The organism is Streptococcus bouchesdurhonensis, from assembly GCF_948472335.1.
This window is the reverse complement of record NZ_CAOKTW010000024.1, coordinates 1-12,130: the sequence shown is the minus strand read 5'-3', so window position 1 is coordinate 12,130 and position 12,130 is coordinate 1. Positions and strand designations below refer to the sequence as shown.

Below are 12,130 nucleotides of genomic sequence, written 5' to 3'. Positions count from 1 at the left end.
TAAATTTTACCAGTTGTCACGTTGGAATATTTGTTGAGATTGATATCGATGAAACGTTCATAGTGACCCAAGTCCAAATCTGTCTCAGCTCCGTCATCTGTCACAAAAACTTCCCCGTGCTGGTAAGGGCTCATAGTTCCCGGATCGATATTGATATAAGGGTCAAACTTTTGAATGGTTACCTTGAGACCACGATTTTTCAAGAGACGGCCTAGACTCGCTGCCACAATCCCTTTCCCAATAGACGATACCACACCACCAGTTACAAAAATATATTTCGTAGACATAGATTCCTCTTTCTAAAATGCTCAAGGTCTTGTCAACTACGAGGGGACATAGAAAACAAGACCCTACTAATAAGAATAATCTGGGACAACTGCACCAGATTCACAACCAAAATACAAGAAGATAACTTCTTGAAAAAACAAAAATAGCTCCCTAAGAACTAGGGAGCCCCGACCTCTAAAAGAGGTGCCCGAACAATATGATACCTAAAAATAGGATAATTGTCAATAGCTAACTTTTATTCCTCGATGTTTTCAGAATCATCATCTGAAAACTCATCGTCTTCTTCGTTGAGATCCACGTCCTCACCCAAGTCATCAGGGGCGATTTCGTTGATTTCTGCGTCGTAAGCTTCCACTTCATTTTTCTCATCATCTGGATTTTCATCATCGTATGAAAGAGCAGGATCTGCTTCGTATGCATCTTCATCTTCTGGATCATCTGCATTGTAGTCAATAGCATCTGAATCGCCATCCATGAAGGCATTGACACGTTTTTTCTTAGCTTTTGGTGCTACTTCATCGTCGTCATTTTCTTCAAGAGCGATGATTTCTTCATCGATTTCGTCCACACCATACCATGAACGAAGACCCCATTTGTTGTCCCCAAGAGAGATGAAGCTACCGTCAAAGTTCAACTCTGTGTAAAACAAAGGCAAGGCTTCACGGATATCGCTGTTTGATGTTCCAAGGTAGTTTTGAATTTCGTTTACAAGATCGCTAAAATGCATCTCATGATCGCGACCACGAAGTTCCAAGATAGCACGCGCTACCTCAATCATAGATAGTTCACTTTTTTCTTGCCCAGCAAATACTTCTAATTCCAAAGCGTTTCTCCTCATTTATACTACTATCGCCAGAGCGAACAGACTCTGACCTCATTTTATCATTTACTCTTTATTTTACGATAATTTTGCAGAATAGTCAAAGGTTAAATGGGAGAAAGTGACAGGACTTTTTATTTCTTTACTACCCAGCCGATGGTGTCGCTAGGTGGAGTTTTAAGAACAAATTGACTGAGTTTTTTATGTGGTAAGACGATTTCTAAAATATTGATTTTTTCCAGTATAAGGATGAATAAATCTTTTACTTATAATTTTCATTCAAGAAGATATAACCAAATCAAATATTGAACTATTTCTTTAGATAATCTATGGACAAAACGAAATGAAAAAATCACAGATTGCTACTTTTCTTCTAGTGATGGATATACCTCGTTTATTTCCTTCTCCCGTTTTCATCAAAGTTTTTCTTCAATGCAATCTCTGTTGAAATCATCGCGCCAACTAAAGGGGTTGTCTGAATCGTCGTGATAATAAAGCCAACAGTACTCATTGTCTCCGTTCCCTTTTCAAAAACAATGGCCATGGCAATCACGGAGAGAGGTGCTGAAAGTAGTCCGCAAAGATACCATACTTTCCCAAAATATTGATTCGCAAACTTCCATGTTTCTTCATTCCTCATGGACCTTTTTGTTCGGTATCCGAATACATAATTGATTTCTTTCGGTGTTCTCCTGAAAAATAGCCAGCCAAATAAAAGCATAGTTAACGGAATAAGTAAAACTACGATTAGCATGAATATCCTAAATCCCATTTAAATTCCCTCCATTACTTTTACCTCTAAATGATAGATTCCGATCATGTCAGCAATCTGCTTGTCTTTTTGATCGATTTGATCCACTAGTTGAGTACGTTCACGCTCAAAATCATCGCGCAATTGCTCAATTTGACTTTGTAGCATTTTTTTACACGTGCGCTAGAACGTGCTACATCATCTATAATACATCTATCTAAAACATACTGAGTCAGACTTTTGTTCTGTTTTTTAGATATTTCTACAAGTCTTTCTTTCTGTTCTTTTGATACACGCATACTAATTTGCGCGCTCATATTCTCACCTCTTTTTTGTCGATTATATACGTTGTACATAACGTTATGTATAACAATTATAGCACTTTCTATACATTTTCTGTACAGATATTTTGTTAAAATCGATTCTAAACTCTCATTTCCTTATCAATTACTGTAGAAAACAAAATTAAAGTGGTCGGTAAGGTAAATATACCACCCCGATTTTTAATTCTTCAAAACATAATAAAACAATTATAAAATGCAGCTAAAAATTGAAGCCCTATTTTTTACGATTTAATAATCTAACTAGGCTATTAACCTAGTTAAAAACAAAGCAATAAAAAAGACGGATAAACCGTCCTTTTTATTGTTCTCTCGGATCGTCTAATTTTGCAAGCATTCTTTGGACAAGTTAATCGATATTCTTCATTCATACTTAATATTAAGTTTTGAATTTTTTCAGCTCTTCTTTTTTGTTTTATTTCTTCTTCACTCTCAGCTTCTGTAATTTTGTTTTGGACGAAAGTTCCAATTATTCCTCTATCCAAATAATTAAAACAGATTTCTGAATACAACATACTGTTATAGGAATCATTATATTTTCTCACATCAGATTCATAAGATAACTTTTTAAATTCTGGAAGAGAAAACTCTCTCTCTCCTTTCTCGTATAGCTTGAATAGCTTATTTAATTTAAAACGTAAAAAATCTTCATTTTGATCTTGCAATTCTTTCTCATCTTTGGAATTTAATTCATTCTTCAATTCATAGAGAATAGAAATAAGAAAATCCCGATTAAAATAAACATATACCCTCCGAGATAAGTTTTCTCTCTTCAAATTATACCAAAAAACACGGCTCATCACCGTGTTTCTGTGTTTATTTAACGAGTTTCTTCATCTCATCAATACGTGCTACTGTCGCGTCGTATTTCGCTTGGTAGTCGGCTTGTTTGTCACGTTCTTTTTGGACAACTTCTGGTTTGGCGTTGGCTACGAAGCGTTCGTTAGAGAGCTTCTTGCCGACCATGTCCAGTTCTTTTTGCCATTTAGCGAGTTCTTTGTCGAGACGAGCGAGTTCTTCTTCGACATTGAGGAGATCAGCGAGTGGCAAGTAGATTTCTGCCCCTGTGATGACGCTTGACATAGCGAGTTCAGGTGCAGGGATATTTGATGCAATTTCCAAGTGTTCTGGATTTGTGAAGCGTTTGATATAGTTGACATTGCTGTTAAAGAAGGCTTCCAAGTCGCTATCGCTAGTCTTAACAAGGATGGTGATAGGCTTGCTTGGTGCTACATTTACTTCCGCACGCGCATTACGAACGGCACGGATCAAGTCTTTGAGGCTTTCGACACCTGTATGAGCCGCAAGGTCTTCAAAGGCTGGATTAACAGTTGGGTATTCTGCTGTAACGATAGAACCTTCTGAGATTTGTCCAAAGATTTCTTCGGTTACGAATGGCATGATTGGGTGAAGGAGACGAAGGATTTTGTCCAAAGTATAAAGGAGAACAGAACGTGTGATAACTTTCTCTTCTTCGTTGTCGCTATAAAGGACTTCCTTGGTCAATTCAACGTACCAGTCCGCAAATTCATCCCAGATGAAGTTGTAGAGGATGTGTCCAGCCACACCAAACTCAAACTTATCAAAGTTGGCAGTCGCTTTGCCGATAGTTTCATTGAGGTTGTGGAGAATCCAGCGGTCTGTGACATTTCCAGCTTCCTTGTTGACAACTTTTTCTACATTGGCAGTTGCTTGCTCAAGGGTCAAGCCTTCATTGTTCATGAGGATGTAGCGAGAGATGTTCCAAATCTTGTTAATGAAGTTCCATGAAGCATCCATTTTCTCGTAAGAGAAGCGGACGTCTTGTCCTGGCGCAGAACCGTTTGAAAGGAACCAACGAAGGGCATCGGCACCGTATTTCTCGATAACATCCATCGGGTCAATCCCGTTACCGAGAGATTTAGACATCTTGCGTCCTTGCTCGTCACGGATGAGACCGTGAATAAGCACGTTTTGGAATGGCTGACGACCAGTGAATTCCAAAGATTGGAAGATCATACGAGACACCCAGAAGAAGATGATATCGTAACCTGTTACCAAGGTTGAAGTCGGGAAGTAACGTTTGAAGTCTTCTGAGTCGACATCAGGCCAGCCCATGGTTGAGAATGGCCAAAGGGCAGAACTGAACCAAGTATCCAAGACGTCTTCGTCCTGAGTCCATCCGTCGCCTTCTGGAGCTTCTTCGCCGACGTACATTTCACCTTCAGCATTGTACCAAGCAGGGATTTGGTGACCCCACCAGAGCTGACGAGAGATTACCCAGTCGTGGACATTTTCCATCCATTGGAGGAAGGTATCGTTGAAACGAGGTGGGTAAAATTCTACCTTGTCCTCTGTGTCTTGGTTGGCAATAGCATTTTTCGCCAGTTGGTCCATCTTGACGAACCATTGCGTAGACAAGCGTGGTTCAACCACAACACCAGTACGCTCTGAGTGACCAACACTGTGGACACGTTTTTCGATTTTAACGAGGGCACCGATTTCTTCCAACTTGGCAACAACTGCCTTACGAGCTTCAAAACGATCCATACCTGCAAATTCGAAGGCTAAGTCATTCATAGTACCGTCGTCGTTCATAACATTGACTTGTGGCAAGTTATGACGTTGACCAACCAAGAAGTCGTTTGGATCGTGGGCAGGTGTGATTTTCACGACACCAGTACCAAACTCAGGATCAGCGTGTTCGTCTCCAACGATTGGAATCAATTTATTAGCGATTGGAAGGACAACATTTTTACCAATCAAGTCATTGTAACGTGGGTCTTCTGGATTGACCGCAACGGCAACGTCTCCAAACATGGTCTCTGGACGAGTTGTGGCAACTTCAAGGGCGCGTGAACCGTCTTCCAACATATAGTTCATGTGGTAGAAGGCACCTTCAACATCCTTGTGGATTACCTCGATATCAGAAAGGGCTGTACGAGCAGCCGGGTCCCAGTTGATGATAAACTCACCACGGTAGATCCAGCCTTTCTTGTAAAGGTCTACAAAGACCTTACGAACAGCTTTTGACAAACCTTCGTCAAGAGTGAAACGCTCGCGTGAGTAGTCTACAGAGAGCCCCATCTTGCCCCATTGTTCCTTGATAGTAGTGGCATATTCGTCTTTCCATTCCCAGACCTTGTCGAGGAATTTTTCACGACCGAGGTCATAGCGGCTGATGCCCTCACCACGCAAACGCTCCTCAACCTTAGCTTGAGTGGCAATCCCAGCGTGGTCCATCCCTGGAAGCCAAAGGGTATCAAAACCTTGCATACGTTTTTGACGGATAATAATATCCTGAAGAGTCGTATCCCAAGCGTGACCAAGGTGAAGTTTCCCAGTTACGTTTGGTGGTGGAATGACGATTGAGTAAGGCTTAGCCTTTTGATCGCCTGAAGGCTTGAAAACATCAGCATCAAGCCATTTTTGGTAACGACCAGCCTCAACCTCGGCTGGATTGTATTTAGGTGAAAGTTCTTTAGACATGTGTATTCTCCTTTAATTTTTTGATTTTATTAATATATGATTGCGCATTACTATCTATTCTACTGAAAGTTGTTATATAGGAATAGAACCATAAAATTAGAATAATAAATGCGGCTACCATTTGCATTCCGAATGATAAAAATAGATTTGTTTTCCAAAAAATAAACCTAAAAATAATAAAAATCATTGGGAGTGTATAGAACACATTAAATAGTGTTTTGATCACTTTATTACTAGGATTGTCAACCAAGTTAAATATGTATATCATTATTTCAGATATCGCGATGAACATAATTCCAATTAGATAAAAAATCCCTGCTATTTGATTAGTATCTATTGCTACCGCAAGATATATTGCTAGTATAATAGGTATAGCTTTACATAGTAATGAGAAAAATAATGTGATATTCCAATTCACTTTTCTTTTAACTATAGACTCTTCATATTCCAGTAATAATCTCAAATATTTACGTAACAATTTATTAGAATCTAAGGAATAGTTAAAATTATTTATCAACTTCCAAATATGAGCATCTTTCAAATAATATTCTTTCCCTATATTGTCTATATCCTTCTGATTATTATCCAATAAACTCGAATCTTCTGGAGATAAAACCATTCTTAATTTTTCAATCGCTTGTTCAGTTTTTTTAATGTCATAAGACGACAAATCATTTGAGATTCTAAGTATCTCTTTTCTCCTATTTTGGTAATTTTCTACTTCGAAATCAACTAAATTATTTTTATTGTTTGATAAAAAAGATAAAAAGCCACTTAAAAATGTTCCTATACCAAAAGCAGCGATTAATTTAAATATCTCCTCCATTTTGAACTCCTTATATATTTATTTATATTGTTAAAAACGTGAACTTATAAAAGATAATACTTCCCCTATAACATTCTCTGCAATCCTCTTACTGAACTGTCCGATTTTCTCGAACAGTTCATCTAACAGTTTCAAATCCTCCACTCACTCTTCAGCAAACCATATATGAGACTGTCACAGCGGTTACCTTGAACATCTTTACGGTCTCTTATACGAGCTTCGAGAGTGAAACCAAGTTTTTCTGCGACGCGTTGACTTTGGACATTGTATCCAAAGCAGACCAGTTCTATCTTGTGAAGCGCCAATTCTTTAAAGCCTAAGTCAATCAAGGCTCGCGCTGCTTCTGGTACATAGCCTCGACCCCAATAGTCTGGATGCAAGGTATAGCCAAGCTCTAGCACATCATCCGCATGGCGATGGTTGAAGTCAACAGAACCAATGACTTTATTGGTTCCTTTGACGACAATTCCATAGCCAGCTGGGAGATTGTCCTTTTGATTGCGCTCGGGAAGGATATGTTCTAGGTAATAAATTTCATCTTCCAAGGTCTTGACGGGCGGAAAACCTGCTGGATAAGCGACCTCTGGCAAACTAGCGTAAGTTTGGATATCTTCGGCGTCCGCCACTGTACGAACTCGCAAGACGAGGCGTTCGGTTTCCAATCGTTCTGGTAATTCAGCTCTTGTCATCCTTCTTCCTCGCTTTCTTGATGAAGCTTCCCATGGGATCGACTCGGTCATCCAGATAACGGTAAACGCGCTGGTGACCGTCCCCCATAAAGTAAGTCGGTGAAAAACGGTCATTTTTAAAATGCCCTTTCTCATCCAAGAGATCTGGATCAGCAAGTCGCTCGATAATCTTGGCAAAAATATGACAGATTCCATCTTCCTCGATAATCCGATCTACCTGACAGTCCAATACGACTGGACAAGCCTCTAAAATCGGTTCCTGAGTCCGTTCAGAAATCTCGTAGTCTAACCCCAGGTGTTTCAATTTCTCTCGATGACTGATAAAACCAGCCTGCTCCATCTCGAGCATGAGATTTTCATCAGGAATATTCACAGTAAACTTCTGGTAATGCTTGATTTGCTCAGCCGCATTTTCCTCAGCTCCGACACCAATGACTAGCCAATCTCCCAAGCTATAAGAGGAGCTACAGGTCGTAATATTGTGTCCAAAATTCTGATCCTGATACCCCAAAATGAAGATAGGAAAGCCATAGTATAGTTTACTTGTTTTAAAAGATTGCTTCATAACAACCTCCTTTTACTAAGACGCAAAAGAAAATCCCTGCCATCTACATGACAGGGACGAATGTGCTATCCGCGGTACCACCCAATTTCGGGCAGTTGCCCGCAACTCTCGTCTTTAAAACAAAAAGACACTTTTATTTCAATTTTTCATCCATTAGCAACTAGTTTTGACACATTTGTGGACTTCTCAGCACCGCCACTTTCTGTAAAATGCGGGATTCAAAACACCTCTAATGGCTCTATTGTAGCAAGATTTTTTCGGAAATGCAAGGCACAAGAAAGATTACTTGAACTTGATGCCGTTTTCTTTCAATTTCTTGATGGTAGCTGGGCCGATTCCTTTCAAGGCAAGGAGTTCTTTTTCAGTCCAGTTTTTGAAATCTGAAGCAGACTTGATGCCTTCATCATAGAAAGTTTTAGCACGGTCAAGTGGAAGTCCACCCAAGTTTGCTGCAAAATCTTCTACAGAATTGGCTACTTTTTGAGCTTGCTCTTTGGTAGCTTCTACTGCTTGCTCAACTTTTTTAGAAACAGCCTTACCAGCTTGGCTTGCTGACTGCTCAGCACGTTTTACGACTTTTTTTGTCTCTTCTACAACCTTAGTCACAGTACTTGAAAAAGCACCTGCACGACGGAGGCTATTTCGTAATTGTTTTTTACGATTGAGTTTCTTTGACATGATAAAATCCTTTCAATAAAAAACCCCTGCTCTGACAAGGATTTAATACAAATATTCTATCAAGATTTTAGTAAAAAATCAAGAATCTATCTCATTTAATAATTCCGCTCACCAAACAATCCCTCTGGTAAATCATGGAATCCCTTGCCTGCCTTGAAGTTTTCAAACTTACCAAGCAAGAACTGATAAGCATCCAAGCGGCTCTCATAACGAATCATGGCATCTTTGGCACGCTCGTCCTGGTCTTCTTCGTAAACTTTTTGACTTTCCTTGTGCGCCATGTCGTTAATCATGATTTGGGTATTGACCCAAGCTTCAAATTCCTTCATAAATTCTTGTTCGTAACTCATTTTTTCTCCTTATTCTAATCCACGGAAATAGTCCGTATCAATCTCACGATAGGGCTGGATATCCTGAACGTATTCCAGCACACCTTGGAATTCTCCGTTTTCATCGTGCACTGCTGCGTAGGTGATGTGGACAAACTTACCTCGCGACTCAGACTTGAACCACATTTCATACTTGTCTTTGCTTCCCTCACGAAGCCCCTTCATGATGGTCTTGACCTTGTCCAAGTACTTAGGTGGATGGCAGAGTTCGACATTGCGCCCAACTTGGGACGATGTTCGTTTGAAAATCATCTCATCAGCTGGCGTATTGTCATTATAATACTGGAAAATATCGTCTTTATTGACAAAGGTAATCTCCATGGGGAGGTGATTGAGGATGAGATTGGCCTGCTCGACTGAAAGATAGCCATTGCCAAAAGCCTGCTGACTATGACGGTCCAGCACTGTTTCCTTTTCCTTAGGGGTAAAGGTAATAGTAAACTGTCCTTCTGGCGTATCGATAACTTGCTGAACTTGACCTTCTGCCGTATCTAGTTGTACGGGCTCCTCTGCACTCTTTTCCTCAACAAAACTCTGGCGTTCTGGCACCCATTTCTCAGACGGACGGATGATGGCATAACCATAGGCATCGCTCTCCTCCGCAATCTGAAGCCAGTCATCCTGAGTAAAGGATTCAAGGAGAATCATAAGAAGGATGGACTCTTCCTTGAAAATCATACTTTCAAACTCTGTCGCAAAGGCTTCAAAATCTTCCTTTACAGTGCTAATCGGCACTTCTGGTAGTGACTTGGCTGTCGCTAAAGCTGTTTGAAAGAGTTCCCTAATCTGGTCATCCACTCCCCACATAACTTTAGGAGGTGAATCGTGACCATAGCGCTCCATGATGGGGAAAAAGAGCTCTTCCTTGCGCTGGTAGTGGATGTCAAATTGACCTACAAGTCTCATCTGACGCACCAAGCCCTTGCGCATCTCCGCCAGCATTTCCTCGTCTTCCATAGATTCATAAGTATCTAACAATCTCCGAATGCGAATCAAGGCCGCACGGAGGGCCAGATTTTCTTCTTTGAAGACCCGAACTGGGTGACCTGGATGCTCGGTATCCTCTACTTCGACACCTTTAATAGCATTTTTAAAAAGATTGGCATGGACATCACAGAGTTCCATGACATCTTCAAAGGTGACACCTGAGTCTGAGTTCATCAGCTCGTGCTCCATGAGGGAAATCTCTATGGCTGAGACACCTGCAAAAGTCGCATCAAAACGCTCCTGAACCGACTCAGGAGAGGCACCATTGTGCAATTCTAACAAAATATCCCGCAGGACATGAATCCGTTCATCTGCCATTAGTCTAATCCAATCACATCGTAGCCGTTTGCTTCCAGCGTGCGGACAATCTTGTCCATAGGAGTTCCTTCAAGCTTAGAACCCTGTTTGAGTGATACTTTACGACCAACTGTATTACGCATTAAGGGATTAGCAAGGGGTTTAAAACCCAACTCCACTAGAATCTCTAAGACTTCTGGATGCTTGTCCACCACTTCTGCAACAGGAATTGACACATCGATGATATTGTCCATGACGACCTCCATTGAATGTTCTAAAATGATTTTACTGCTTTTATTATACCACAAGGAAAGAGATTAAAAAACTAGCAGTGGAGTTCCTGCTAGTTATCTGCGACTTGAATTACGACCTAAATAAGTTTAAAGAGCCAATCCAATATTTTAAATAATAGCTTGTAAAACAGCAATTGGACCGCAAAAGAGATGATCATCCAAAAAGAATTTCAAAATCCCAATAATCGGTTTGATAAAAATAATGGCAAGAAGTGCCCAGAAAAATTTCATTTTTTATCCTCTGGCTTAATGAGCCACCGAGCCGTATCCATTAACTTGTCTGCAATAAAAAGTTTACCTAGACCGACAACAACATTGTCATCTTTCTTTATCGTTTTCATTACTTTTACACCTTGTACGGTCAAAAAGTAATTACCATAGATTTTAGCAAAAGCTTTGATAGGCCCCATATTATCTTTCCTCGTTTAACTACACTTTCAAAATGATATCGATACCAGCCTTGTTGCCTATTTCTGAAAAATCGTTTTATCTCACTATTTTCATTTCCTATAATATCATACAAGCTGAATTTTATAAAGCTTCTTAATAATGTTTAACTCTGGAAAGATTCCTCCAGTATATTTTATAGCCATTTCTCCACCAAAAAAGAGGGTTTCCCCTCCTTTTTAGTTCTTATCCAGATTGCGTAGCATCTCGTCAATCTTGTTTCCATACTCGATGGACTCGTCTTTGACGAAGGTCAAATCTGGGATTTTGTACAATTTTAAATTGCGACCAAGTTCACGTTTGATAGTACCAGTTGCTTTTTCAAGTCCGATTTGGGCTTTTTGATTATCTGAAGCAAGGTTACTCAAAATGGTGTAGTAAACCTTGGCAACAGACAAGTCACCTAGCATCTGAACATCTGTGATGGTCACACCTTGGACACGGGGATCACGGACTTTCTTTTGCAAAATCTCATTGACTTCACGCTTGATTTCCATGCCCACACGATCCGTACGGAAATGATTTGCCATGATATTCCTTTCTCTGCTTTGAACCAAAAGCTAGGCCAGCAGACCTAGCTATTTTTAAACTTCTTGATTTTCATTTCAAATTGAAACGAAGTTCAATTTGAAATCATCTGCTTCTTTCGCCGTGGTGAAAGTGATGGAACTGATTTATCAGTCCCATCACAGGGGATTTTTGAGACCCTAGGCTCAAAAATAAGCAATGAAACCATCGGTTTGCTTGCGTCCCTCACCACCTAAGAAAGGAGCAAAAAATCTTATCTCTTGATTTCTTCCATGACATAGGCCTCAATCACATCATCCATCTTGATATCATTGTAGCCGTCGATCATCAATCCACCTTCACGGCCGTTTGTAACTTCCTTAACGTCGTCTTTGTAGTGTTTCAAGCTTGCAAGTTCGCCATCATAGATAACAACACCGTCACGGATAACACGGACTTTAGAGTCACGGGTAACCTTACCGTTGATAACCATGAATCCACCGATAGTTCCCACTTTAGACACCTTGAAGGTTTCACGAATAACTGCTTCACCGATAACTTTTTCTTCAAATTCTGGATCAAGCATCCCTTTCATAGCTTCTTCCATCTCTTCGATAACCTTGTAGATAATGCTGTGGAGACGAATTTCAACATCGTCAGCTTCTGCTTGTTGACGAGCTTGTGGTGTAGGGCGTACGTTGAAACCAACGATAAAGGCATTTGAAGCTTCGGCAAGGGTCACGTCAGATTCATTGATAGCACCGACCGCTGAGTGGACGATGGT

General features: G+C 40.3%; 15 protein-coding genes and 2 pseudogenes. All 17 read right to left on the bottom strand.

Going from position 1 to position 12,130, the window contains the following annotated elements:
* A pseudogene (locus QMQ21_RS18770) lies at positions 1 to 287 on the bottom strand (CTP synthase); the annotation flags it as partial.
* A gap of 236 nt (positions 288 to 523) precedes the next feature.
* Positions 524 to 1,111, bottom strand: coding sequence for a DNA-directed RNA polymerase subunit delta (gene rpoE / locus QMQ21_RS18765; RefSeq protein ID WP_031227756.1), 588 nt, complete (start codon positions 1,109 to 1,111; stop codon positions 524 to 526).
* 391 nt (positions 1,112 to 1,502) lie between these two features.
* Complete coding sequence (locus tag QMQ21_RS18760) at positions 1,503 to 1,880, bottom strand: SdpI family protein (RefSeq protein WP_261016946.1); 378 nt, start codon at positions 1,878 to 1,880, stop codon at positions 1,503 to 1,505.
* Positions 1,881 to 2,027 (bottom strand): hypothetical protein, encoded by a 147-nt coding sequence (locus tag QMQ21_RS18755; RefSeq protein WP_156025221.1) that lies wholly within the window; start codon positions 2,025 to 2,027, stop codon positions 1,881 to 1,883.
* Positions 2,028 to 2,460: 433 nt separating this feature from the next.
* Positions 2,461 to 3,000, bottom strand: a complete 540-nt coding sequence (locus QMQ21_RS18750) for a hypothetical protein (protein ID WP_261016953.1) — start codon at positions 2,998 to 3,000, stop codon at positions 2,461 to 2,463.
* Between the two features lie 16 nt (positions 3,001 to 3,016).
* Positions 3,017 to 5,668, bottom strand: coding sequence for a valine--tRNA ligase (locus QMQ21_RS18745; RefSeq protein WP_004257610.1), 2,652 nt, complete (start codon positions 5,666 to 5,668; stop codon positions 3,017 to 3,019).
* A complete protein-coding gene (locus QMQ21_RS18740) occupies positions 5,661 to 6,494 on the bottom strand; it encodes a hypothetical protein (protein WP_004257606.1) in 834 nt (277 codons plus the stop codon). Before QMQ21_RS18740 ends, QMQ21_RS18745 begins: the two co-directional genes overlap by 8 nt.
* A 131-nt stretch (positions 6,495 to 6,625) precedes the next feature.
* Complete coding sequence (locus QMQ21_RS18735; RefSeq protein ID WP_261814960.1) at positions 6,626 to 7,183, bottom strand: GNAT family N-acetyltransferase; 558 nt, start codon at positions 7,181 to 7,183, stop codon at positions 6,626 to 6,628.
* Entirely contained in the window at positions 7,170 to 7,748 is a 579-nt protein-coding gene (locus tag QMQ21_RS18730) for a flavin reductase family protein (protein ID WP_261814959.1), read from the bottom strand. The genes QMQ21_RS18735 and QMQ21_RS18730 overlap by 14 nt, the downstream gene beginning before the upstream one ends.
* Positions 7,749 to 8,030: 282 nt before the next feature.
* Entirely contained in the window at positions 8,031 to 8,426 is a 396-nt protein-coding gene (locus QMQ21_RS18725) for a helix-hairpin-helix domain-containing protein (protein WP_000038635.1), read from the bottom strand.
* Between the two features lie 95 nt (positions 8,427 to 8,521).
* Positions 8,522 to 8,776, bottom strand: a complete 255-nt coding sequence (locus QMQ21_RS18720) for a DUF1912 family protein (protein ID WP_000119707.1) — start codon at positions 8,774 to 8,776, stop codon at positions 8,522 to 8,524.
* A gap of 9 nt (positions 8,777 to 8,785) precedes the next feature.
* Complete coding sequence (locus tag QMQ21_RS18715) at positions 8,786 to 10,120, bottom strand: DUF438 domain-containing protein (RefSeq protein ID WP_261814958.1); 1,335 nt, start codon at positions 10,118 to 10,120, stop codon at positions 8,786 to 8,788.
* Positions 10,120 to 10,353 (bottom strand): DUF1858 domain-containing protein, encoded by a 234-nt coding sequence (locus QMQ21_RS18710; protein WP_049499782.1) that lies wholly within the window; start codon positions 10,351 to 10,353, stop codon positions 10,120 to 10,122. The genes QMQ21_RS18715 and QMQ21_RS18710 overlap by 1 nt, the downstream gene beginning before the upstream one ends.
* Positions 10,354 to 10,500: 147 nt before the next feature.
* Positions 10,501 to 10,623, bottom strand: coding sequence for a hypothetical protein (locus tag QMQ21_RS18705; RefSeq protein WP_261814957.1), 123 nt, complete (start codon positions 10,621 to 10,623; stop codon positions 10,501 to 10,503).
* Complete coding sequence (locus QMQ21_RS18700) at positions 10,620 to 10,802, bottom strand: hypothetical protein (RefSeq protein WP_261011972.1); 183 nt, start codon at positions 10,800 to 10,802, stop codon at positions 10,620 to 10,622. Before QMQ21_RS18700 ends, QMQ21_RS18705 begins: the two co-directional genes overlap by 4 nt.
* A 216-nt stretch (positions 10,803 to 11,018) precedes the next feature.
* Positions 11,019 to 11,369, bottom strand: a complete 351-nt coding sequence (gene rbfA / locus QMQ21_RS18695) for a 30S ribosome-binding factor RbfA (RefSeq protein WP_001273601.1) — start codon at positions 11,367 to 11,369, stop codon at positions 11,019 to 11,021.
* A gap of 251 nt (positions 11,370 to 11,620) precedes the next feature.
* Positions 11,621 to 12,130 (bottom strand): annotated as a pseudogene (locus QMQ21_RS18690) (translation initiation factor IF-2); the annotation flags it as partial.